Source organism: Methylosinus sp. C49 (assembly GCF_009936375.1).
GTDB lineage: Bacteria > Pseudomonadota > Alphaproteobacteria > Rhizobiales > Beijerinckiaceae > Methylosinus.
The window spans coordinates 333957-358104 of sequence record NZ_AP022332.1; the positions used below are offsets into that span (position 1 = coordinate 333957).

The following is a 24148-nucleotide window of genomic DNA, read 5'->3' on the forward strand; positions in this document are numbered from 1 at the left end:
CGCCCTCGGCCCCGCCGCCGGCCCGATAAGAGTTCCCCGAGGAGCCAGACGTTGACCGAACTGAAAGACCTCTACGACATCGGCGAGATTCCGCCGCTCGGCCATGTTCCCGCCAAGATGCACGCCTGGGTCGTCCGCAAGGAGCGGCACGGACCGCCCGAGGAGTCGATGCAGCTCGAGGTGGTTCCCACCTGGGAGCTCGACAGCCATGACGTGCTCGTTCTGGTGATGGCGGCGGGCGTCAATTACAATGGCGTCTGGGCCGCGCTCGGCCAGCCGATCTCCGTGCTCGACGTCCATAAGCTCCCCTATCACATCGCTGGCTCCGACGCCGCTGGCATCGTCTGGGCAGTCGGCTCCAAGGTGAAGCGCTGGAAGGTCGGCGACGAGGTGGTCGTCCACTGCAACCAGGACGATGGCGACGACGAGGAGTGCAACGGCGGCGACCCGATGTTCTCCGCCTCGCAGCGCATTTGGGGCTATGAGACGCCGGACGGCTCCTTCGCGCAGTTCTGCCGCGTGCAGGACCGCCAGCTCATGGAGCGCCCCAAGCACCTCACTTGGGAAGAGTCCGCCTCCTACACGCTGACGCTGGCCACCGCCTATCGCATGCTGTTCGGCCATGAGCCGCACCGGCTGAAGCCCAGCGACAATGTCCTCATCTGGGGCGCCTCGGGCGGTCTCGGCGTGTTCGGCGTGCAGCTCTGCGCGGCGGCCGGCGCCAACGCCATCGGCGTGATCTCGGACGAGAGCAAGCGCGACTATGTGCTCTCGCTCGGCGCCAAGGGCGTCATCAACCGCAAGGACTTCAAGGGCTGCTGGGGCCAGCTGCCGACGGTCAACACGCCGGAGTTCAACGACTGGTCCAAGGCCGCCCGCAATTTCGGCAAGGCGATCTGGGACATCACCGGCAAGAAGGACGTCGACATCGTCTTCGAGCATCCGGGCGAGCAGACCTTCCCACTCTCCTGCATGGTGGTGAAGCGCGGCGGCATGGTGGTGTTCTGCGCCGGCACGACCGGCTTCAACCTCACCTTCGACGCCCGCTATGTGTGGATGCGCCAGAAGCGCATTCAGGGTTCGCATTTCGCGCATCTGAAGCAGGCGGCCGCGGCCAATCGCTTCGTCGTGGACCGTCGCGTCGATCCCTGCCTGTCGGAAGTCTTCCCCTGGGCGAAGATCCCGCATGCGCACACGAAGATGTGGAAGAACGAGCACGCCCCCGGCAATATGGCCGTGCTGGTCAACGCCCCGACCACCGGCCTGCGCTCGCTCGAGGATGTGGTCGCGGCGTCCGGCAAGAAGTGACGCGCAGGCGATTAACAAAGAGAATCGCTCCGGTCCGATCTGAACCGCGGCGATTCTCTCGTCGAATAGGCGCTATCGGCTCTCGTTCCGCTGCGTTTGCCTCAGCGAGAGCCGATAGGGGCGGGCTCCGATAGCGCGTCGCCGAGCCGCCTCACCCGCCGATCTCCTCCCGCTTGATCTCCAGCTCCAGCCAGCTCTCCTCAGCGGCGGCGAGCTCTTCCTCAACTTTCGCGAGGAGCCTGCCGGCTTCGGCGAATTTCGCCGGATCGCGCGCATAGAGGCCGGGATCGTCGAGGAACTTCTGCAGCTTCTCTCTCTTGCCGCGCAATTCCTCCATTTTCGCCGGCAGCGTCGTCAGCGCATGCTGCTCGGCGAAGGAGAGGCGCGGCTTGGCGGCGGATTTCGGCCTCGGCGCGCTCGCCGCTTTCGCCTTCTCCTCGCGCGGGGCGGCGGCGGCGCTGCGCGCCTGCACGCCCTCGCCGCGCTGCGTCACCATGTCGGAATAGCCGCCGGCATATTCGATCCACCGGCCATTCCCCTCCGACATCAGCACGGAAGTGGCGACGCGATCGAGAAAATCGCGATCATGGCTGACGACGATCAGCGTGCCGGGATAATCGGCGAGCATCTCCTCCAGGAGATCGAGCGTCTCGAGATCGAGGTCGTTGGTGGGCTCGTCCAGCACCAGAAGATTTGAGGGCAGCGCCAGCGCGCGGGCCAGCAGCAGGCGCCCGCGCTCGCCACCGGAGAGCCGGCCGATCGGCGTGCGCGCCTGCTCGGTTCCGAACAGGAAGTCCTTCATATAGCCGATGACATGCTTGCGCTGGCCGTTGATCTCGACGAAGTCCGAGCCGCCGCCGGTCAGCGCGTCCTTCAATGTCGTCTGCGGATCGAGGCTGGCGCGGCTCTGATCCAGCGTCGCCATCTCGACGGAAGCGCCGAGCCGTACATGGCCGCCGTCGGGCGCCAACGTCCCCGTCAGCATTTTGATGAGCGTCGTCTTGCCCGCGCCATTGGCGCCGACAATGCCCAGCCGATCGCCGCGCATCACCCGCGTCGAAAAATTATCGACGATGGTCCTCTCGCCGAAGGCCTTGGAAATTCCCCGCGCCTCGACCACCAGCGCGCCGGAGGTCTGCGCCTCGGCGACCTCGAGCTTTATGTCGCCCGTCGGCCCGACATGCCGGCGCCGCCGCGCGCGCATCTCGTGAAGATCGGAGAGGCGCTTCTGATTGCGCTTGCGGCGACCGGTGACGCCATGCTGCAGCCAATGCTCTTCTGCGACGATCTTGCGGTCGATCTTGTGCTGCTGCTTTTCCTCTTCCTCGAACTCGCGGTCGCGCCAGGCCTCGAAATCCTTGAAGCCGCGCGACAAATATCGCGTCCGCCCGCGATCGAGCCAGACCGTCGAGCGCGTCAAATCCTGCAGGAAGCGGCGATCATGGCTGATGATCACCATCGCCGAGCGCAGGCCGGCGAGCCGCTCCTCGAGCCAGAGAATCGCCGGCAGATCGAGATGGTTGGTGGGCTCGTCCAGCAGCAGCACGTCCGGCTCCGGCGCGAGGATGCGGGCGAGCGCGGCGCGGCGGCCCTCGCCGCCGGAGAGGCTGCGCGTATTCTCCTCGCCCGTGAGGCCGAGCTCGAGCAGCAGCGCCTTGGCGATATAGGGATCGTCGGTCGGGCCGAGGCCGTCGACCACATAATCCAGCGTCGTCGCGAATTTGGAGAGATCGGGCTCCTGCGGCAGATAGCGCAGGCTCGCGCCCGGCTGCAGGAAGCGCGTTCCCGAATCGGCCTCCACCTCGCCGGCGGCGATTCGCAGCAGGGTCGATTTGCCCGAGCCATTGCGGCCGACGAGGCACAGCCGCTCGCCGGGCGAGACGGAAAGATCGGCCGATTCGAAAAGCGGCTTGCCGCCGAGCGTCAGCCCGACATTCTGGAGCGTCAATAGAGGTGGCGGGGCCATGGGGTCCGATATGTCCGCGCCGGCGGGACGAGGCCGGCCCCGCGTCTTTTATCGCACTCGCCCCATAACGCCAGCCCGGCTCAATGGCTCTCCGCCAATGTCGAGGCCGCGCGCAGGAAGCGCGAGGGGTCGACCGGCTCGCCGTCCACCCGCACCTCATAGTGCAGATGCGGCCCGGTGGAGCGGCCCGTGGAGCCGAGCCGCCCGACCGTCTCGCCCGGAGCCACCTCCTGGCCGACGGAAACGGAAATGGCCGAGAGATGCGCATAGCGCGTGGCGAGGCCGGAGCCATGGTCGATCTCGACCATCTGCCCATAGCCGCCGCTCGGCCCGGCGTTGACGACGACGCCGCCCGCCGTGGCGCGCACGGGCGAGCCGTAATCATCGCGCAGATCGACGCCTGTATGCAGCGCAGCGCGTCCGAAGAAAGGATCGGTGCGATAGCCGAAGCCGGAAGTGGTCTCGGGCGCTCCGGCGAGCGGCTTGCGCAGCGGCACGCTGGGCAGCGCGCTGCGCAGCCCCTCGAGCGTGGCGGCGGCGGTCTCGGCGGCGCCGAGCTCGCGCTCGAAGAGATCGCTGCGCTCGGCCGGCACGAAAGGCCCGCCGGCGAAGCTCTCGGCCTGCGCCTTGGACGCGCGGCCCCTGTGAAGAAAGCGCTCGATCGGCAGGCCGGCGACATCGAAAGCGCGCCGCAGCTTGGCGGTCGCCGCCCGAATCGGCTCGACCAGCCGGCCGAGCCGCTGGGTCTGCTCGCGCTCGGCCTGATCGAGCGAGGCCTCCAAATGCTCGAGGCGCGACTGCATCGGCAGGCCGGCGTCGGCGGCGAGGCGTGGTGATTCGCTCTGCGGCGCGAGCTCCGCCGAGGCGCCGCGACGCTCGGCCGTAGATTTGGCGGGCGCGTCCTCCTCGCGTCGCAGCCGCAGCTCGAGACCCTCCGGCTGCGGCTTGTCGAAGCCGGCAAAAGGCTCCGGCCGCTCCTCTGGCGCCGGCGCATAAGCGCTGACGCCGGAAGGCAATCCTGCTGCGGGCGCGGCGACCGAAGGCGCGCGCCTCTGCGCGGTCATGCCCGCGGGAGCCGCATCCTTGGAGGCGACGCCTTCGACGAGCCGCGCCACCAGCGCCGCCCGCGTCTCCAGCTTGGCCTGGCGGGCGACCAGCGTCTGCACCTTGCTCTCGACATCGCCCTGAGCGAGGAACTGCCGGCTCGTCGCCTGATCGAGCCGCAGCCGCATGGCGGCCAGCCGATCCTCATAGGCGTAGCGCATCTGCGTCTGGCGATCGACCAGCTCCGCGAGCATGTCGTCGCGAAAAGCGAGATAGGCGGCCGCGCAAGGCGCGAGCAGCCCTGCTCCGATGAGCGCGAGGCCCGCCACGACGAGCGTCGGAGGAGAAACCTCCAGCCGCCGACGGCGCGCGGCGAGCGTGAATTCGACGACGAAGGGAAGCCGCTTTTGTCGCGGTCTGTGATCGTTGGCTTTCGGCATGCGCATGTTCCAGAGGGCCGCCCCTGCGCGCGAGCCGCGAGCGCGCGAAAGGGAGGCCGGCGGCCTGTTACACCTCATTAAGGTTAACGATCGGCAAATCTGCCGCGGGAGCCTCGAGCGAGGCTGGGCGAAAGGATCGCGTTTCGAGCCTTGATCGCCGAGGCGAACGCGTGCTATTGGGCGCTTCGCCGCGAGCGGGGCAAGTCCCCGCTTTCGCCCCTGGAGAGGTGGCTGAGTGGTTGAAAGCACCGCACTCGAAATGCGGCATACGGGCAACCGTATCGGGGGTTCAAATCCCTCCCTCTCCGCCAATCTCTGGCTTTAACTGCACTTTAACAGAGAGTTGCTTAGAATTCAGGGCATTGCCACCGTCCGCTTCTATACAGCGGTACTATATAATGGCGCCCAGAATGACCTCTCTTTGGCAAACCGAGTCGGGAACATTCTATTTCCGCAAGCGCGTGCCGAATCGGCTCCGCCCCTTCGTCAAATGCACCATCCTCTATCGCAGCCTTCGAACGAAGGATCCGACCGAGGCCAAGCGGCTCTTCGTCGCCAAGGCTGCGGAGATCGCCGAGGAGTGGGACGTCTATGAGCGTTACGTCGAGCGCAAGGCCGCGGTCGACGCCCAGCGAGTGGAGCTGACGCAGAAGCAGATCCAAGGATTGGCGGGCGAATTCTATCGCTGGTACGTCGCGCAGCACGATGGCGATCCCGGGACGCCCGACAAATGGGAACGGAAGATCAAACGCGACGAGTTCCTGAAAATTCCCAAAAGGCGTCCAGGTGCGCTGCTGGCGGACTATCTCAATGAGGTCCGCCGCTTCCTGGAAGCCCGCGACATCGTCATTCCCGACACCGGTCTGATCCCGCTCGCGCGAGCCGCGATCCGGGCGGGCGGGTTCGCCAACGAGATTCTTCTCGCCAACGCCAACAAGAAATACCCGCGCAAGCGCATCCTCGAGATCGAGGACGAATTCCCGAAATGGGAGGAGGTCGAGCCGACCCTGCCGCTCGCCAAGGAGCCGCTCACCGTCGAAAACGACTTCGACGCCTGCGCCGCGGCTTCCGGCTGGGGCGCCGGCACCGTTCCCAGCTATCGTCGCATGCTCGTCAAGCTCGGCGAGCACATGGGGGCGGCCGACCTTTCGGGCGTGACGGAGGCCGACCTCCAGTCGTGGAAGAAGGCCTTGCTCGCCGAGGGAATCGGCGCCGGCACGATCAAGAACGGCTATCTGGCCGCCGTTCGGAGCTTCTACGGTTGGGCGGTCACCGAGGGCAAGCTGAAGAAAAACCCGGCGGAAGCGATCACGATCAGGGTTCCGAAGAAGAGCAAGACGCGCTCGCCGGCGTTCAGCGACGACGAGGCCGCGCTGATCCTCAGCGAGACGCTGCGCGAGCCCGATCCCCGCGTCGGGCGGGAGTTCGCGGATGCCCTGCGCTGGGTTCCGTGGCTCATGGCCTACAGCGGCGCCCGCGTGAACGAGATCACCCAGCTCCACCGGGAGGATTTCTACTGGCGGACGATCGGGGATGAGCGCGTGTTCGTCATGCGCCTGACGCCGAAAGGAGGGCGGCGGATCAAGACCGGCGAGGCCCGCGACGTCCCCGTCCATCCTCACCTCGTCGAGCAGGGCTTCCACCGCTTCGTCGAAGGCAAGCGAGCGGGGCCGCTGTTCGTCGATCCGACGAAGCGCCGCAAGGGCGACGAGGCCCGCCCGCAAAACCACAAGGTCGCGGACAAAATAGCCGAGTGGGTTCGCGTGATCGGCGTCGAGGACGAGGACATCCAGCCGAACCACGCCTGGCGGCACAGGTTCAACCGGGTCGCCCGGATTGTCGGCATGAATCCCGAGGTCCGCGACGCCATCGAGGGTCACGCGCCGCGCACTGAGGGCGAGAAATACGGCGGCGACATGCCGCTCGACCCGATGTGGGCGGCCATCAAGATGCTGCCGCGTTTCGCGGTCGCTCCGCCCGTCGGACCGAGACCCGTGACCGAGGCGGCCAAGCGCGCCAGCCAGAAGCGAATGGAAACCGCGAAGCGCGCGAAGACGAAGAAGGCTCTCACCCGCCTCGCGCCGCGGCGGGCCGAGCGCGCGCCGGCGGAGGCGCAGACGGAAGATTCGTGACCTCGATCCTGGTCCTCTCGGACCTGCACCTCGAGAACCGGCCCTATTGGCGGTTGCCCGACGAGCTGCCGCCTTTCGACGTCGCGGTGTTCGCCGGCGACATCGCCGAGACGCCGCGCGTCGCCGTCGAGATCCTCGCGGCGGCGCCGGCCCTTTCCGGGCGGCCCGTCGTCTACGTGCCCGGCAACCATGAACTCTTCAGCGGCGACATCGACGCCGCGATCACGGACGGGCGCGCCGCCGCCGAGGGCACGAATGTGCGGCTGCTCGATCGCGAGATCTCCGTCGTGGCCGGCGCAAGATTCGTTGGCGCGATCCTTTGGACCGACTATGCCCTCGGCGGCGACCCGAAGCGCGCCATGCAGGTCGCCGCCGACGGCATGTACGACCACCGGCTGATCCGCTCGGGCGACGGGGTCTTCTCTCCGGGCGACGCCCTCGCACGCCACCAGGGCGACCTCGCCTTCATCGAGGCGTCGCTCGCGGCGCCCTTCGCGGGGCCGACCGTCGTCGTGACGCACCACGCCCCGCACCCGCGCTCCGTCCATGCGAAATACGCCGGCAGCGTCCTGAGCGCGGCGTTCGCCTCGGACCTCTCGGAAACGATCGAGCGGGGACGTCCGAGCCTATGGATCCACGGCCATTGCCATGCGTCGTCGGACTATCGCGTCGGCGCGACCCGCGTGGTCTGCAACCCCAAGGGCAACGGGCCGAGAACGCGGGGCGGCGCGGTCGACAATGGCGACTTTCGAGAGGGATTTGTCGTCGAGGTGTGAAACGTGGCCTAAGAAAATGCGACGTGAGTCGCAAGCTGGACAGGCCGCTGCGCCGTTTCTTGAACTCCTAGACGACGCCATCGGGATCGCGCCAGCGGACAAGGAGATCTGGGCCGAAACCGTCCCAAGCGGGGCGGGCCGTCGCCAAGCACCCGCCCCGCCCCGAACGCGCCGCCGAGCGATGAGGCGGCGCGTCGGAAAGCCGGCGCCGGTACCGAATCCGATCCGTTAGACTAATCGCCGTCCGGCTTGCCTTCGAACAGCGGCTTCCAACGGGCTTGAAGAAATGCTTCCAATAGCGAAAGAAAAGCCAACCCGAAGCTCGCTGGTATTAGAAGGTCGATGCGATCTGTGTGGTTCCTGATCCAGTCCGCTGCGGTCTCTGCGTCGATGCCTACTGCGCCGACCTTTTCCCGATTAGCCAGTATGGACCTGTGTAAAGTGCTTTGGGCGGCCCCCGTATAATGCTGATAGGTGAACCGAGGCCCGCTGTTCGGGCCAACTTTTCCAACCTTCAGCGCACGCCCCTCGAGGAAAAATGCGTAGATGGCCATATTCCCCACAGGGAGCGTCCTCGCCTTATGTGGCTTGGGCAATATCTGTGGGTTGATTTGTCCGAGTGATGCGTCGACTTGCGCCAAGCGCGCCACCTCTCGGAAATCGGCAAGCGCATTGGAAACCAGATCTTCCAACATGTCCAGAGTCTACCACAAGGCCGAAAAACTCCAAACCGCAGCGCCTTCACGTCGAGCTAATTCGACAACCTGCTATCCCGCGATCTCCCCGAGGCCAATGGAGTTGCACGCGGTACGAGAAGACCTCCGATCTCGACCTGCGCGACTTGGTCATCCCGGTTTCTCGGCGCTGGTCGTTGTGTTTGATGGCCGATCTAACCCTTGGTCAATGGCTTCGTGAAGGATATCCGTTTAACCTGACTTGCCCGCTCACTTGGCAGATTGCGGGTCCAAGAATTACAATGCGATTCGTCATAGCGTTGTTTGACCTAACCCATTATGCGAGGCAAATGTGAGCGTGTGCGGAGCCGACATTCAAAGCCGTGATCTGGTTCTGGTAAGCGTCGATAAGAACGAGGATGGAACTTTCTCCATTGTCGAGAATGCCTGCACCAAAATCCAATTAGCGGGTGACGACCAAGAAACTGTGAGAGGTTTTCGACGGGCGCTGGCCGGTTTTATTCGGAGCCACGACGTGCGGCGTATTTCCCTGAAAGGCCGGAACACAAACGGAAAATTTGCCGGCGGCGCCGTCGGCTTCAAGATTGAAGCGCTGGTCCAGTCGCTCGAAGAATGCGACGTCATGATCATGATGCCGACCACAATAGCATCGCAAGTTCGCAGGCACACACTGACAGCGCCCGAGAGTTTGTATAAATATCAACACGGTGCATATTTGACAGCGTCCGCGACGTTGGTGAAGTCCGACAAATGACCTTTGAGATTGATGCAGGATTGCCCGAGCCCATCACAAAAACGCTCTCCAGCTTGAGCGACCGTTACAATTTTACCTCCCAGAACACCGAAGGGGGAAATGGCTACGTATTCATCTGTAAAAATACACTTCTCGGCACCGAATGCGTCGTGAAATTTTATAATTGGGAAGGAGAGGAGCGCTACCACCTCGAGCCTCAAGCTCTAACTAACTTCAACTCACAAAACTTGCTCAAGGTACTCGACGCCGGGGTCGCTGACGAGTCCTGGGCATTCTTTGTCACGCCCTACTGTTCCGAAGGGAGCCTCGATTCACATCTGAAATCCAAATCCACCGGAAATTTAGAGGCATATAGGATATGCGCTGACATCCTTGACGCACTAACCTATCTGCACTCACAGAGGTATGTCCATCGTGACATCAAGCCCGGCAATGTGTACCTGCATGAAGGCCACGCGATAGTGGGGGACTTTGGATCTCTCGTCCCGTTACCCGAAGGACACTCTCATGTGAAGGCTTCACGGCATGCAGTTCTTTACCGCCCCCCTGAATCAATCGTGTCCGACACCTATGGGTTTGCGGGTGACATTTACCAAGCCGGTCTGGTTTTATATCAACTGCTCGGAGGAAAGCTACCCGTATTAGAAACAGATTTTCTCAGCCCACGGCAGCGCAAAGAATATGATAAACTCAGTTTTCCAGATAATACCATCTATGCTGATAACAACATAAAGCAAATAATAGCGAAGGGGAAATTGATCGACATTTCATCGGTCAATTGCTGGGCATCTCCAGCGCTTATCAAAGCTGTACGAAAAGCCACCAGCCCCGATCCCGCCCGCCGATTCTTATCCGCCGCTGACTTTCTTGGCTTTCTCGCTCAGAATCGTCCGAACATTACGGACTGGTCAATGACTGACGCCGGGCAACTTGTTCTGAAGGCGTCACCCACTGAGTATCGAATTTCCGTCAACACGCTCGAAGTGGGTAAGCGCAGGGGAAGCGCATCTTGGCGGACGGACAACACATTATCGGGAACTGATTTGCCTTCCATCGTGAAGGAGATCGAAGCAAAGGCATGTGGATAAAAATCTCGAGAGTCCTAACTGAAGATACCTTGGAGGCCGATAGTTTTTCGGCGAGGGCTTCCAGATTGTCGTGCAGATGGTGGTAGAGGCGCAGCGATAAGTCCACCATTTCCTGCGATTTCGACACGACCTTGGTCCGCCGACGAGAGCGGGCGCATCACATGGCGGTCGGTCACATGGGGGTTCGGCATCGCGCTCGGATCGTTGGTTGACCGAGCCGCGATACCACCCTCGATGCCCGATGGCTGAAGCCCTCCAGAAGAAGGCGCGGCATACGCCGCCGTCGGCGAGCGCCGCTCTAACCGGCCAGTCTAATTGTCGGAGAACCGGCCAACTTAATTGTCGCTGCGCAGAGGTTCGCCTCGGACCTGTCGGAAACGATCGAGCGGGGACACCCCGACCTCTGGGTCCACGGGCATTGCCATGCGTCGTCGGACTATCCAATCGGCGCCACCCGCGTGGTCTGCAACCCCAAGGGCAACGGCCCGAGGACGAGGGGCGGCGCGGTCGATAATGGGGATTTCAGGGAGGGGTTCGTCGTCGAGGTGTGAGGCCGGTCGCAAGATCTAAGCAGTCGTCAAATATCCGCCCCGTCCGCGAATCCGCCGCAAAGCCCGAGGAGAGCCACCGCGCCAGAAAGCCATTGGTGGAATCAGATTCGATCGGCCAAGGCGGAGTGGTCAGCAGCCGCTGCCGCTTCGGCTCGGCGACGACTGAGGGCGCCGCTGGCCAGCGTCGGCTCGACGAAAGTGCTCTGCTTCCGCGTGCTCGCCCGGAAGGTTCCGACGCAATCGAATTCCTCGCCCCGAGCGACCTTGCCGCCGGCCTTCCCCGCCCCATCTGCGCGCGATCGCCAACGCAAAGTTCGCGGGGACGCGATCATGATCACAGGCGAACTCGCGCCCGGATCGAAGGGGTGCGCGGACTGGAAGGCCGTCGACGAATTGCGGCGCCTCTGCTGGCGCGACCGGCTGGCCGACCTGTCGACGCTCGACGACGGCCATGACGGGCACGCGATGCATTTCCTCGTCAGGGACGGCGGCAGCCTAGTCGCGGCGGCGCGGCTGTGCATCCATCGCGTCTTGGCCGACACGCCCGATCGGCATCTCTTTCCGTCCGCCCTCATGGCCGCGCATGGGCCCTACGGCTGCATGTTTCGTCTCGTTGTTCATCCCTCCCACCGCAATCGGCACATTTCCTTGCTGCTGGACAATGCCCGGATCGAAGTGGCGAAACGCCTCGGATGCCGAACGATGCTCATCGCGTGGAACCCCGCCTCTGGAGTCCAGCGTCGACGCCGACTGGAGGAGCTGGGCTTCCGCAGCATCAGCGGCGGCGCGATGCTTCCCGATGGCGAGTTCGGCAGATCGATCCCCTTCGCGATGCCCCTGCAAGCCGGCGAAATCTCGGATATCTCGGATCTACCCGCCGCATCGATCCAATGGGAGATTCCAGCAGAAGCTCGCGCCGCGCGCCTGTAGCGGCCCGCGTAGGCCGAGGCGCGCCGATCCTAGATCGATGGTGAACAGGAGCCGTGCCAGTAGCAGCATTGACAGAAAGCAACCACAGCGGCGATCGTCCAGAATTCCGAATCGGTGGAATTCCCGATGACGCGTGTAGTTCGACAGATTCCCTACGACAAGTCCGAGGAAAACGAGCCTCGAGTTTTTTCGGAGTTCGTCGATTGCCCGAACATCGTATTGCTTGGCGATCCCGGTGCCGGGAAGACGCATCTTTTCCGTGAGGCGGCGGCGCGCGAAGACGCGCAATACACCACGGTTCGCAACTTTTTGAACATCCCGGCCTCCCGATTTCGAGGACGGGTGCTGTTCATCGACGCGCTGGACGAGCGCCGAGCCGGCAGCAAGGACGGTCGAGACATTGTCGACGATGTGGTCAAAAAGCTGTTTGAGATGGCCCCGTCGAAGGTAAGGATCTCCTGTCGCGCTGTCGATTGGCTCGGCGAAAGCGATCTAGAAGCAATGAAGCCTTTTTTCGATCAGCATGGCGGCGCACGCGTGCTTCACCTCGAATGCTTGAACGAGCACGAACAGGTCGAGGTGCTGACCACCAAGAATAGAATAGACGATAGCACGGCGAGGCATTTCACTTTCAATGCAAAGGAACGTGGTCTCGACGAATTTCTCCAGAATCCACAAAATCTCATTATGCTCTGGGACGCCACGCAAGGCGGATCATGGCCCGCCACACGCCTGCAACTGCTCGATCTCGCGACGAAAGAAATGCTCGGCGAGTTCAACTCTGAGCACACCCGATCTAGTGGAGGAGAATTTTCGGCCGCAGAATTGCGCGACGTGGCTGGTGCGATTTGCGCGGCACGGCTGATCAGCGACGTGGAGGCCGTCAGCTTGGCGAATCTCGAAGGGACGTTGGATATTCCAAGCTATCGCTCCTTCATTTTGTTTTCTCTCGACAAGGTCCAAGCCGCGCTCCGACGCCGTATTTTCGTTGCTGGCCACGCTCACCAAACGGTCGATTACTCGCATCGCACGACCGCCGAATTTCTCGCTGCCGAGTTCATTGCGTCCCGCGTGCGCGACGGATTGCCGTTGGGGCGGGTTTTGGCTTTGCTCGGAATCGACAGGAAGCCTGCGTCCGAATTGAGAGGCCTTCACGCATGGCTCGCTGTGCATCTGCCCGAGGAATATGCGAAGGAGCTAATCGCAGCCGACCCATACGGGATCCTGACCTATGGCGATGCGGCCTCGTTATCGAGATCATCCTGCAAGGCTCTAATCCTCGCTCTCGACAAGCTTTCGAAAGCCGATCCATGGTTCCGATCTGGAAATTGGCCGTCGCCGTCGATAGGCGCACTGGCGCGTCGGGACATGATCGATGAACTGCGTGGCATTCTGAACGATCCAAACGCGGGATATCATCTGCGGTCCATCGTGATCGAAGCGCTCATGCGCGGGGCGCCATTGCCGGAAATGCTGCCCGATCTCGGGGCGGTTCTCGCAAGCCGAGAGTCGTCGTTGCCCGAGCGGCGCAATGCCCTTTTGGCGCTCATGCGCTTCGGCGATACGGGAAAAGCGGCCATTCGCAGCGTCTACGCCGTGCAGACTTCGGACACTGCGGACGAGCTATGGATCCGGGCGGCGATAATCCAGTCGTTCTACGGGGAGCCCTACGGCGTTGACGACGTGATCGCTCTGATCAATGCCTCCTATCACGTCCGAAACTCCCTCGGCACGTCGATTCTTTGGGATCTCGCCGACGTCATTCACGAACGGGATCTTTCAGCCATACTCGACGGAATAGAATCGCTAGAGAACAAGAGGCTTGAACCCGGTACTGGAGTTGGCCCGTTCTACGCGCGCCTTCTGGTGCGCGCGTGGCCGAATTCGACTTCATTGGAACCCGCTCGCGTCACGCGATGGCTGCATAAGCGCGTGGCGCTCAGGGGCGGACTCGATAAAGGCCGCGCGCGTGACCTTCGCGCGGCGATGCATGCCACGCCCGAACGACTGCGCGAACTCGCCGAAGATTTCCTGTGCAGCGTTCCGCTGGAGAGTTTTGGAATTCGTTTCCATAAATTTCAAGAGGCCACTCTTTCGGCATTGAACCAAGAGACTCTGATCGAAATCGCAGAGCGCGTCATTGACGACGCCGAAATAGAAGGCAGTCGCCGGCTGCGCCTTTACGAGTTCGCCATTTCACTGTCATTCTACATTGAGACACCCGCCACTTTCGAGCGGATTTATCGACGCGCCGACAATGAAGAGCCGCTTCGCATTGCGCGCGACTCTCTTGTCTTCACGAACCTTCCCGATCGCCATTTTGAGCATCTCTTGGGAAGGCTGAATCAGGACTACGAAGATGTAGTCAAATGTCGTCAAGACTTTGATGCAAATATCCAGCTAATCCGCGAGGGGAAGCACTTTGGATGGCTTGGATTGATAGGCGAGGTCTACTTTACAGGCTACGATGACGTCGATCGAAACGCTTCTCCTCGGGAACGGATTTGTAACTTTCTTGGTGAGGAGCGCGTAGACCTCGCGATCGACGTGCTTTCCGCAACGCTATCGCGAGACGATCTCCCCATGTTTCGTGAAGTGATGAGCTATATTGGGGATCACCGTTACCAGCCGTGGTGGTATGCGATCGTCGCTGGGCTCGGTGAACGTTGGGCCGCAGGACAGGAACTCGGGAACTTCAAGGACGACTTTCTCAAAGCCATGCTCGCTTTCGATATCGCAAATTCGGTTTCAAAAGGGGAAGAAGAGAGCGAATCCCATCAAGCTATCGGTTCTTGGCGTCGGTCGTTGATCGAAAGTCGTCCCGAACTGGTTAAGGATGCCTATTTCGCCATCGTGCAACTTCGCTTCTCACGGGGTGAATCAGTGGTGGATGGATTGCGCGATCTGCTGCACGAACCGGCCTTCGAACCGTTTCGCCCGCAGATCGTTCTCGATCTGCTTCGAGAATTCCCCGACGCTGACCCCTCCAATCTCGACAATCTTCTGGACGGCGTCATTTCCCTGCCTGCGTCGGCCATTTCTGAGTTTATGGAACTCGCCGAACCCATCATCGCCGGCGTCAAAGCTGTCGGTGAACGGCAGAGTGACCTCTGGCTGGCGACAGCCTGTGTGATCGAACCGTGTCGGTTCGCGAACGAAATTAGGCAACGAGTGATCGAGCGGAAAAAGATCATATTCGATCTGCGCGACAAAATGGGTGCTGCCCGTCGGAGTCATGGAGCTCAAATCCCGTTGTCGACGATCGAGTTCATGGCCAAGCTGACTGGAATGACGTTCGAATATACGCGATGCCCAACCGGAGTTACATTGAGCGGAAATGCGAGTCCATGGGACGCGTCCGAGCATTTCGTAACGCTGATCGAAATGATCTCGGCTTCGCCGGGTCCATCGGCAACCGAAGCCCTTCAGCGGCTCAGCCGCGATGAGCAGCTCGCGTCCTACAAGGACCATATCCTTCATGCGCTGGAAAATCAGCAGCGACGCCGGCTAGACAATGAATACGACCGGCCAGATTGGTCTCGAACCGTGGCGGCGTTGGATAATCGTGCGCCTGCCACTGTCTCGGATCTCCATGCCCTGCTCGTTGATCAACTCCACGATCTTTCTGACGTCATCGCTCACGAAAACACGGATCCCTTCAAGAAGTTTTGGAACGTCAATTCTCATTCAAAGCCGACTGAGCCTCGTCCCGAGGAGGATTGTCGGGATTCGCTAATCGATCTTTTAAGGCCGCGCTTGTCGCCGGTTGGCATCACCGTCGAACCCGAAGGCCACATGGCGCATGACAAGCGCGCAGACATTTCCGTGGCGATGCCAAGGCGCAAGATCCTCTGCGAGCTGAAGCGCGATTATCATGCCGAGGTTTGGACGGCGGCGACGGAACAGCTCGACCGATTTTATGCCCATGACCCCGAAGCGAAGGGATACGGCATCTATGTCGTGTTCTGGTTCGGAGAGAAACGCCCGCGCGATATCCCGTGTCCGCCAAACTGCGCGCCGAGGCCGGAAACAGCCGAGGAAATGGAGCGTATGCTACGCGACGCTCTGCCAGGCGAGATGAGCCGTCGATTGGAAGTGATCGTCATCGATGTGTCAGGGAAGGTGTAGTCAGCTATTTTCGCGCAACGATGAAGGGCGCCGGCAAACGCTGGTTCTGGTCGGAGACGCAGGCGGTCGTCGCAGAATGGTGGATGGCCGCGCGCTAAATCGAGGGATCATGTACGGACTCGCCTACGTAATAATCCCTATCGAATTCGCCTCCCTGCAAGGCGCGCTCGATGAGACGCTCGCGCCGTTCAAGCGCGGCGGCGCCGACGTCTTCCCGCAGGAAAAGCTCGAATTCGACGATGTGACCGGCGCGCTGCGCCTCCTTCACACGACGCCGCTGGAATTCGAAGCCGGAAACGGACTGAGCATTCGCGGCGGCGACCTCGAGCATGTGCACGATCTCGACTCCGAAGCCGTTCTGAGATTTCTGGACGCCGCAGGAACGCGCACCTGGTCGGGACGCCTCGCAGACGTCGAACCCGACTTCGACGCCTTCGCTTGGCGTTTCACCCGTTGGAAGGAGCGCGACGCGCGCGCCGGCGGCTATGGAAGATGGCTCAACCCGCTCGGTCGCTGGGATTGGTGGGATCTCGGCGGTCGCTTCGACGGCGTCATCACCGGCGCCCGACGGGCGGGGACTGGCAACGCCTCGATGATCTCTTCTGGCCCGGACAGGAGCCGCGATCTCCTCGGCGGAATCGCGCGGGCCTTGGGCGGCAAGCCGTCCGAGATCGAGGCGGAGATCGAAGCCAATATCGAGATTGTCTCCGCATTGCTCGACGCCGCCCGACACGGCGAGGAGCGCGCCTTCCCGACAGCCGTCGTCCTTCCTCTCGGCGCCTGCACCGATGAATTTCGATGGCTCGACGATCTCGGCTGGCGACCGATTCCTCCCGAGACCAAGGCCTTCCTTTCGGTCGCGGACGACGCCGGCTTCAAGGAGGCCGCCATCGCCGCCTACGAACGCTTCCACACGATGGCAGCAGCGGCTGTGGCCTATCACTTCTGACCTCCCGCCCCAGTGTTCGATATCGCATGTCGTAGAGGCTGACTCTTTTCCGCGAGTTGATATAGTTTGGTCGGCACAGGCCGTTTGACAGATCAGGAAAGCCAGTGACGTCGTCGTCAATTTGAGTTATATGTAGGTTATGCTGTTTAAGAGAGAGCTTGTATGTCAAATATAGATGACAAGGATTTGCTGATTTCCGTGGCGAAGCGCGTGTTAACTCGTCTCGCCTCACTTCCTGCGATCTCGAAATATATCGATCGGCAAATATCCCCGTTTGAAGTCGAAACCGATGGCTGGGGTATCCAAGTTGCGAAAATCAAGCGACTCTATTTTTGTGTCTACTTTGATCTTTCTTGGCAGGCTCCTCGGCGAACGCTCTGGGCAGGGGTCGAGGCGGCGAGAGCGGACGCCTTCGCGCCGATCCTCGAGGCAGCCGGACATCAAACGGCCCCCCAATATTCGATAGGCGACACAAGATGGCTTTCGGAAGGCCTAATGGGATTCAAGGAGACCGTCGAGCGTCCCAGTGACTTGGCGCCGGTATTAGAAGCCTACGGCGATGAAAATTATTTCGGTTTTTATTGCTTCCACGCGACGCCTGAACGTTTCATCGAGGAAGCAGCGTCTTTTCTGACGTTGTCCATCGCCGATCTCTTGAAGACCATGGACCCGGAAGACAGCAGGGGTCTCACGAAAACCGAAAGAAGTGCCGTCACAAGTGCCCGCATCGGGCAGGGACTCTATAAGAACAATCTCTATCTGGTGGAAAACGCATGCAGGATAACCGGCGTCACAGACCCCGCTCTGCTGCGTGCAAGTCACATAAAGGCCTGGAGTCTCTGCGAAAACGCGAAGGAGCGGCTGGACGGGAACAACGGGCTGCTTCTGACGCCGACCTATGACGTGATGTTCGATCGATACTATCTGACATTTGATCCAGATGGTCGTCCCGTCGTGTCGCCGCGAATTTCAAAGGCCGTGATTGAATCGCTGGGCATGCCGGATCCGGCTGCGATGCCGGTTCGTCCATTCTCGGCCAAACAAGAGAAATATATGGCGTTTCATCGGGACCTCTTTGAGCGCCAAGCACATTGTTCTCCGCGCCATTCCCGCGCAAGCCCCCTACGGCAACCTCGCGCCCATCGACCGTGACATTTCCTCACGGAATGGGCCTCATATGGACGCCATCGCCGAGAGAGACCGTGATCCCTGCATCACGGTCCAAAAATCCGATCCCTTCGTCCGCGCCGGCCTCGTCCTGTTCGGGGCGCGCTGGAAGGCGCCGATGGCGCGCTCCCTCGGGGTGACCAGGGAGACGGTGTCGCGGTGGGTCTCCGCCGACGATGTCCCGCCTTGGGCGACGAAGATCGCCCGGCTGATGATCGCCGACCGAGGCGCGGTCCTCTCGCTCTGCGACCGCACCGGCAACATGGCGCGCCCTTGGGCCGACGCAGGCTTCGAATGCTTCTGCGTCGACCTCCAGCATCCCGATGGCGGGCACGCGCGCGACGGCCTCACATGGATCGGCGCCGATGTCCGGGCGTGGCTGCCGCCGCCGCGCCGCTACGCGATCGTGTTCGCCGCGCCGCCCTGCACGCATCTCGCGGTCAGCGGGGCGCGATGGTTCAAGGAGAAGGGAATGGGCGGCCTGACCGAAGCGATCGAGATCGTCGAGGCCTGCCGGCGCATCTGCGAATGGAGCGGCGCGCCGTGGATGATCGAGAACCCCGTCAGCACCCTCGGCAGCTATTGGCGGCGCCCGGACTTCTCGTTCCATCCGAACGAATTCGGCGGCTACGACGGCGGCGAGGCCGACGATTATCCGAAAAGGACGTGCATATGGACGGGCGGCGGCTTCCGCTTCCCGCAAAAGAGGCCGATCCCCGTCGGACGTCCGAAGTTCATCAACCACATGCCCGAGACCCCAGACCGGGGAAATCTTCGCAGCGTCACGCCGCCCGGATTCGCACGGGCGGTTTTCGAGGCGAATGTGGGGAAGCTGCATCTGTGCCGGCGGTGACGCTATAGCCGGATTTGCATTGTTTCACGGTCGATTATGCCCAGATCATTCCGATGCGCACATTGACGTCGTTCAGGACGGTATCCGCATGAACGTCGGTTGCTTTGGGGCCGGTCCTGCCGCAGTGCCCCCTTCTTGCTTTAGGCTAACGGATGTTGCATAGTATGCAACATGAGCCAACCGTTGCAAACATTATCGCAGGCCAAACTGATGTCGGATCTCCGAAGCCATATGAAGGATTCGAGCATTTCCCTTCGAGCGGCGGCCAAGGATTTGGGCTGGAATGCCTCAACGCTAAATAGACAATTGAGTGGGAGAATAGGTCTCAGGCCCGCGAAAGAGGAAAGAATCCGTGCTTACGTCTACGGAGCCTCGTCGAGACGAAGGCGGGATGAGGTCGTGGCGGCGGTCAAGAAAATGAGCGATCAGAAGCTTGAGTTAGTGATGCAGTTTATGCAACTTATGCAACGTGTGGATGGGTCGGATGTTGACAAGATGGTCAATACCGACAACGGTCCCGGTAAGAGCTAAGGACAAGCCGATGGCAACGGTTCAGCAGATCATCGCACTGGTTCGTAGCTACGCCCGTGGAGACGATGAACGGTTCATGGACTTGGCGGATAAAGCTGCCGACGAGGCGGTGCGGCGCGGACAAGCGAAGGCCGCATCTGAGTTGAAAGCTCTGCTTGTGGAGGCGCGCGGACGACAAGGAGTAATTCAGAAATCCAGAGATCCGATACCCCTGCATCGCCCGCGAGGAGATCTTATCGGGATCATGTCCTTGGCGATGCCGGATACGCGTCTGTCTCGCATGGTTCTCAGTGAGGTTCTGCTCAATCGATTGACGAAAGTCGTGAAGGAGCAGCGCCAGAGAGGCAAATTGATCGAGCGATCGCTAGAGCCGCGTCGAAAATTCCTACTGACGGGTCCGCCCGGAACAGGCAAGACCATGAGCGCAGCAGCGATCGCGGGTGAGCTCGGGCTGCCTCTTTTCACGGTGTTGCTGGACGGTTTAATCACCAAGTTCATGGGAGAGACTGCGGCAAAGCTGAGATTGGTGTTCGAGGCCATGACCGAACGCCGAGGCGTTTATTTCTTCGACGAGGTTGACGCTTTGGCTACCAGTCGAGGCGCCGACAACGACGTCGGTGAAGCGCGAAGAATATTGAACTCATTCCTTCAGTTTCTGGACGAGGACAAGAGCACGAGTTTGATCTTCGCTGCGACCAACCATCCAGAGCTTCTGGACAAGGCCTTTTTTAGGAGATTTCAGGCAACGATCGAATATGCCCTCCCAGAAGACGAGCTTGTTCGTCCCATCATCGAGAACGCGATCTACGCGTTCGATCTCGTCGAGATCGACTGGGAATTGGTTTTGGAACACTCCCGAGGTCTGAGTCATGCCGACCTTGTCGCCGCGAGCAACGATGCCGCCAGAGATGCTGTGCTCGACCACGACGGCAAGATCAATACGCAGATATTGATCGGCTCGCTCAAGGAAAATCGTCGACACCCCCGTTGACAAAAATCGGCGATATGCGAATTCAGATTCATGGCAAAGACGATCTATCCTCACCTTCTTCTTGATCTCAAGGCTTACAGCATCCCCTTCACGCCAATTGGTGGAGGACCAAAGCCACCCAAGCCGCCAACAGTGCCCATGCGCGCCCGTCATGCGGCACGTCTGCGTGACTCGATCGAACGAGCCCTCGATGCCAAAGGTGAAAATCTGAAGAATCTCGGGGTGAAATCCCCTGAACGTCATGGGCTTCAGTTGACGGCAAAGTCGCGCAGTAAGATTGGATTGAGAATCGATCCAATCCAGAAATCTGGCGGCCCCATCGAGCTTTTGTCGCTGCGAGACGAAGGGCAACGCCAGCGTGGTATTGTTTATTTGCCAGAAGAAAAGCTGGACACCGTTTTTAAAAGACTCGAACGTTACGGCTCTTATGCGAAGGGCAAGCCCAACAATGGTAGTCGGCCACCCGATGGATTCTGGTTCTTTGAAAGTGCGGCCGATCTGACGGCTACGTCTGTCGAGGATCTTTGGTTCGGGGATCCCGAGACGCGCCCTCGAGCGGGCGAGGAAGCCGAATGGGAAATCTGGATCCGCCCAGATTCCACACAGATCATAAGGAGCTTCGCACGAAATCTTCAGTTACGATGTAGTTTCGGTCAGATCGATTTTCCCGGCGTGTCGATCATGAGAATTCATTCGACTTCAGACAGCATTGAAAGGCTGGCGCTCGTTACGGGCGCTATTTTGGAGCTTCGACCTTGTTCAAGCCTCGTCTTGGAAGTGCTGAATCTTAATAATTCCACCGCATTCAAGCTTTCGAATAAGGTAAAAGAAGGAATCGAACCTCCAGCCGACGATGCACCGCGCATCTGCATTCTCGATTCTGGAGTTCACGACGCCCATCCCTTGTTGGCTCCAGCTCTGCCTCCCGAACGATGCCGCACTCTGAACGACGCTTGGGGCGCCGATGGATGGTGTAGTCACGGCACAAACGTCGCGGGAATAGCTCTCTATCCGAACTTGAAGGCAGTGTTGGCTGGAGGAACTGTCGGACGGTTGCCTGTCGCCTTGGAGTCGGTGACAGTCTTGAGACCGAGGAGCGGGCCCAAGTATTCAACCGAGGCCGCTGGAGTGGTCGCGTCCGCCGTGGCGATGGTGGAGGCCGCTGAGGAAGCGAAGAGAAGGGTGTTCTGTTTAGCGGCTGCCGATTACGATTGCAGCGCCGACGGCGCCCCAACGAGTTTTTCAGCATCCGTTGACCAACTCGCTTGGGGACAGAATGCAAGTCCACGCCTGTTTTGCGTGGCCGCAGGGAACGTGCTGGACGACCCGCTCAAGGCCTCTGGGTACCCAACGCGTAACGAACAATCAGGAATTCCGTCTCCAGGACAAGCTCTGAACGCGCTTACGATAGGAGGTTGCACTTTCGTTTCGGAGCATCCCCACGGTGGCGGATTGCTTGTCAAGCACGGTGACCTTGCTCCCACCGCGCGCACTAGTCTCTCCTGGTCCCAAAAGCGTTCTTCCATCAAGCCAGATGTCGTCTACGAAGCAGGAAACTGTGGAATCACTCCGGGTAGCGATGATGTTGAGTCGCTGCCAGAGCTTGGTGTCCTGACGACACATAAGGGGAGTGGTCTTTTTGGAACTCTCATGGAGACTAGCGCGGCAACGGCCGCCGTTTCGGGAATGGCAGGGCGCTTGATGGCGGCCAATCCGAACCTTTGGCCCGAGACGATACGCGGACTCATAGTCCATTCCACGGATTGGACGGATTCCATGCTTGCGCGAGTCGCGCATCTGGAAAACCAAGAACGGATCGAAACCCTATTAGCGATGTTCGGATGGGGTGTTCCCGACGAAAAGAACGCCAATCGGAGTGCTTCCGATCATCTGACAATGATCATACAAGACGAAATGGCGCCCCTTACGGTGCGCAGCGGAGAAATTCGTACAAATAATCTTTCATACTATGAGCTTCCTTGGCCTGTCGCCGCCTTGGCTGATCTCGGGAAAGTCGACGTAGAGCTGAGGGTAACTCTTTCATATTTCATCGAACCTGACGTGAGGGCTGGATCGATGCAAAACCTTCGAAAATATCCATCGCATCGGTTCGGCTTCGATCTGAAAGGTCCAGATGATACCCATATCGACGCGGTAAGGCGGTCAAATCGTGCTTTTTCGTCCGCCGGCCAGCCGCCCGTCCCGACCCGGACCGAGCGCGGCTGGCAGCTAGGATCGAAGCTTCGACAGCGCGGCTCAATACATCATGACCGATGGTGCGGGCAGGCTCGAGAACTCGCAAGACAGGGTGGAATTCGCGTATTTCCTAAAGGGGGCTGGTGGGCAGACCAGCAAAACTTAAATTACGCAGATGTGTCGGCGCGCTTCAGTCTCATTATTAGTATTCAGACGCCGGAAAACACGGTTGACATCTATAGTCAAACTCGCTCCGCCGCCATAAAGTTGGCGCGAACCCGCAATGAATCCTTGACGGCGTTGGAGAGGATCGAGACGACCTCGCCGGTGGTCAGCAAATCGCGGCGCTAAACCATTTTCAGCCGTCGCCTCATCACTCAAGCGGAGCAGTTACGAGACCTTGACCAAAATCGTTCACGTCAAATGCGCTCCCGAACATATCTCGACGAACATTACTCAGAAGGTGAGATCGAACGACATCGGCTGTAGGATTCAAACCTTGTTTACGCAGTTTCTCCCACCATAGGGCAGCAACTCCAGCAACGTGGGGACAAGCCATGCTCGTTCCGCTGTGGGTCTCGTATCCACCGCCGGAAAGTGCCGATGTAATTCGTACTCCAGGTGCGCATAGCGTTGCGTCAGAGTTCGAGAAATCCGCGACAGAGTAGGAGGATCCGTCCTGCCCAATTGCCGCAACCGAAACGACACCGTCTGCCGCCGCCGGCAGACTCGCGCCGACTTTGTATTCTGCATTTATGGCGCGCCGACTCTCGTTTCCTGCCGCAGCCACTATTAAAGGAGAAGTCCCGAATGCACCCCTCGATCGAAACATGTTCAAGATCGAATCGAACATCCGAAGGTTGTTGCGATATATGTTGAGGACTTTCGAAACCGCAATGTCGTCGGGCCATCCGTCACTACGGTATCCATCAACCATCCCAGGAAAATCGAAACCCAGCGACATGGAGATGATATGAGCTTTTGATTCCATAGCCCATGTAAGCGCATTGAATAGCTGCTCGGAACTGTCGCCACCGTTGTTTCCGATTACCTTTCCGACAAAAGCTTTGCTGACGCCTCGCGCGACTCCGATCCTATCGGGGCAATCGCGTCCGAAAATTACACCGGCACAATGAGTTCCGTGACCATCATTGTCACCGTTCCCCTCGCCGGTGAAGTCTCTCTCGTTGATGTCGACGCCCGCGAAGGCTTTATGCTTCGAGTCGATGCCCGTATCTAGCACCGCCATGATGACGCCATCGCCTGTGAACGGACTTGTATCTGCCTTGACTGCGGCGACCCCCCAATTCCCCTGTCCGTTCTTCTCGCCCTGGGTAGAAGTGGGCCCAATAAGACGAATAGGCATGCTACGCGCCATAGCCATGGTCTTCTGGTCTCTTGAGACCTCCACCGCAGATTTATCGTCCAAATCCAAAACACGCGTTTCAATCGTTTCGTTGTCAGCCGACGCAGGGCGAAGCGAATTCCGATTCGTTTCCTTTTTCCGCTCCAAGATAAAATACTTTGCCATGCGAACGGCCCTTTTCGATAGAGAATTTCGTGCGCCAACTTTGAACTTCCTGCCGAATCAGGAAGCCTAATGTGAGTGGAATCGGCTTATAAAACCTCATGCTGCACACTGCACTAAG

At 60.3% G+C, this 24148-nt stretch carries 16 protein-coding genes and 1 tRNA gene; 13 read left to right on the forward strand and 4 right to left on the reverse strand.

The window, feature by feature from the left end; all coding sequences use genetic code 11:
* Positions 1–51 precede the first annotated feature (51 nt).
* The gene (gene ccrA / locus GYH34_RS01620; protein ID WP_161912072.1) at positions 52–1308 is read left to right on the forward strand and encodes a crotonyl-CoA carboxylase/reductase; all 1257 of its coding nucleotides are present in this window, start codon (positions 52–54) and stop codon (positions 1306–1308) included.
* Positions 1309–1459: 151 nt separating this feature from the next.
* Here the strand turns inward: ccrA and GYH34_RS01625 are convergent, their stop codons facing one another.
* The gene (locus tag GYH34_RS01625) at positions 1460–3274 is read right to left on the reverse strand and encodes an ABC-F family ATP-binding cassette domain-containing protein (RefSeq protein ID WP_161912073.1); all 1815 of its coding nucleotides are present in this window, start codon (positions 3272–3274) and stop codon (positions 1460–1462) included.
* Between the two features lie 80 nt (positions 3275–3354).
* Complete coding sequence (locus tag GYH34_RS01630) at positions 3355–4758, reverse strand: M23 family metallopeptidase (RefSeq protein ID WP_161912074.1); 1404 nt, start codon at positions 4756–4758, stop codon at positions 3355–3357.
* A gap of 221 nt (positions 4759–4979) precedes the next feature.
* Here GYH34_RS01630 and GYH34_RS01635 point away from each other — a divergent pair.
* The 3 genes from GYH34_RS01635 (at position 4980) to GYH34_RS01645 (ending at position 7666) form a co-directional block, all read left to right on the forward strand.
* Positions 4980–5069, forward strand: a tRNA-Ser gene (locus GYH34_RS01635).
* Positions 5070–5393: 324 nt separating this feature from the next.
* Entirely contained in the window at positions 5394–6890 is a 1497-nt protein-coding gene (locus tag GYH34_RS01640; protein ID WP_161912075.1) for a site-specific integrase, read from the forward strand.
* Positions 6887–7666, forward strand: coding sequence for a metallophosphoesterase (locus tag GYH34_RS01645; protein WP_161912076.1), 780 nt, complete (start codon positions 6887–6889; stop codon positions 7664–7666). The genes GYH34_RS01640 and GYH34_RS01645 overlap by 4 nt, the downstream gene beginning before the upstream one ends.
* A gap of 233 nt (positions 7667–7899) precedes the next feature.
* Here the strand turns inward: GYH34_RS01645 and GYH34_RS01650 are convergent, their stop codons facing one another.
* Positions 7900–8361: a hypothetical protein gene (locus GYH34_RS01650; RefSeq protein WP_161912077.1), complete on the reverse strand. Its 462-nt coding sequence runs from the start codon at positions 8359–8361 to the stop codon at positions 7900–7902.
* Between the two features lie 337 nt (positions 8362–8698).
* Between GYH34_RS01650 and GYH34_RS01655 the strand changes: the two genes are divergently transcribed.
* From GYH34_RS01655 to GYH34_RS01695, 9 genes are all read left to right on the forward strand, one after another.
* Positions 8699–9115 (forward strand): DUF3010 family protein, encoded by a 417-nt coding sequence (locus GYH34_RS01655; protein ID WP_161912078.1) that lies wholly within the window; start codon positions 8699–8701, stop codon positions 9113–9115.
* Positions 9112–10203 carry a serine/threonine-protein kinase gene (locus tag GYH34_RS01660; RefSeq protein ID WP_161912079.1) on the forward strand — a complete coding sequence of 364 codons (1092 nt, stop codon included), beginning with the start codon at positions 9112–9114 and terminating at the stop codon, positions 10201–10203. The genes GYH34_RS01655 and GYH34_RS01660 overlap by 4 nt, the downstream gene beginning before the upstream one ends.
* Before the next feature lie 881 nt (positions 10204–11084).
* On the forward strand, positions 11085–11684 hold the full coding sequence (locus tag GYH34_RS01665) for a GNAT family N-acetyltransferase (protein WP_161912080.1): 600 nt from the start codon (positions 11085–11087) through the stop codon (positions 11682–11684).
* 126 nt (positions 11685–11810) lie between these two features.
* The gene (locus GYH34_RS01670) at positions 11811–15812 is read left to right on the forward strand and encodes a hypothetical protein (RefSeq protein WP_161912081.1); all 4002 of its coding nucleotides are present in this window, start codon (positions 11811–11813) and stop codon (positions 15810–15812) included.
* Positions 15793–16761 carry a hypothetical protein gene (locus tag GYH34_RS01675; protein WP_161912082.1) on the forward strand — a complete coding sequence of 323 codons (969 nt, stop codon included), beginning with the start codon at positions 15793–15795 and terminating at the stop codon, positions 16759–16761. Before GYH34_RS01670 ends, GYH34_RS01675 begins: the two co-directional genes overlap by 20 nt.
* Before the next feature lie 162 nt (positions 16762–16923).
* A complete protein-coding gene (locus tag GYH34_RS01680) occupies positions 16924–17913 on the forward strand; it encodes an HNH endonuclease signature motif containing protein (RefSeq protein WP_161912083.1) in 990 nt (329 codons plus the stop codon).
* Positions 17914–17938: 25 nt separating this feature from the next.
* Positions 17939–18781, forward strand: coding sequence for a hypothetical protein (locus GYH34_RS01685; RefSeq protein WP_244635223.1), 843 nt, complete (start codon positions 17939–17941; stop codon positions 18779–18781).
* Positions 18782–19322: 541 nt separating this feature from the next.
* Positions 19323–20303 (forward strand): ATP-binding protein, encoded by a 981-nt coding sequence (locus GYH34_RS01690; RefSeq protein ID WP_161912084.1) that lies wholly within the window; start codon positions 19323–19325, stop codon positions 20301–20303.
* A 30-nt stretch (positions 20304–20333) separates the two neighbouring features.
* Positions 20334–22850: a S8 family peptidase gene (locus GYH34_RS01695; protein ID WP_161912085.1), complete on the forward strand. Its 2517-nt coding sequence runs from the start codon at positions 20334–20336 to the stop codon at positions 22848–22850.
* 22 nt (positions 22851–22872) lie between these two features.
* On the opposite strand, the gene GYH34_RS01700 is transcribed toward GYH34_RS01695, so the two are convergent.
* Positions 22873–24030 carry a S8 family serine peptidase gene (locus tag GYH34_RS01700; RefSeq protein WP_161912086.1) on the reverse strand — a complete coding sequence of 386 codons (1158 nt, stop codon included), beginning with the start codon at positions 24028–24030 and terminating at the stop codon, positions 22873–22875.
* Positions 24031–24148: the final 118 nt, after the last annotated feature.

Coding starts and splice junctions, on each gene's coding strand:
- GYH34_RS01650 (WP_161912077.1), bottom strand. CDS start 8,361: ATGTTGGAAGATCTGGTTTCCAATGCGCTTGCCGATTTCCGAGAGGTG.
- GYH34_RS01690 (WP_161912084.1), top strand. CDS start 19,323: ATGGCAACGGTTCAGCAGATCATCGCACTGGTTCGTAGCTACGCCCGT.
- GYH34_RS01680 (WP_161912083.1), top strand. CDS start 16,924: ATGTCAAATATAGATGACAAGGATTTGCTGATTTCCGTGGCGAAGCGC.
- GYH34_RS01675 (WP_161912082.1), top strand. CDS start 15,793: ATGTGTCAGGGAAGGTGTAGTCAGCTATTTTCGCGCAACGATGAAGGG.
- GYH34_RS01630 (WP_161912074.1), bottom strand. CDS start 4,758: ATGCCGAAAGCCAACGATCACAGACCGCGACAAAAGCGGCTTCCCTTC.
- GYH34_RS01625 (WP_161912073.1), bottom strand. CDS start 3,274: ATGGCCCCGCCACCTCTATTGACGCTCCAGAATGTCGGGCTGACGCTC.
- GYH34_RS01665 (WP_161912080.1), top strand. CDS start 11,085: ATGATCACAGGCGAACTCGCGCCCGGATCGAAGGGGTGCGCGGACTGG.
- GYH34_RS01685 (WP_244635223.1), top strand. CDS start 17,939: ATGGACGCCATCGCCGAGAGAGACCGTGATCCCTGCATCACGGTCCAA.
- GYH34_RS01695 (WP_161912085.1), top strand. CDS start 20,334: ATGGCAAAGACGATCTATCCTCACCTTCTTCTTGATCTCAAGGCTTAC.
- GYH34_RS01670 (WP_161912081.1), top strand. CDS start 11,811: ATGACGCGTGTAGTTCGACAGATTCCCTACGACAAGTCCGAGGAAAAC.
- GYH34_RS01660 (WP_161912079.1), top strand. CDS start 9,112: ATGACCTTTGAGATTGATGCAGGATTGCCCGAGCCCATCACAAAAACG.
- GYH34_RS01700 (WP_161912086.1), bottom strand. CDS start 24,030: ATGGCAAAGTATTTTATCTTGGAGCGGAAAAAGGAAACGAATCGGAAT.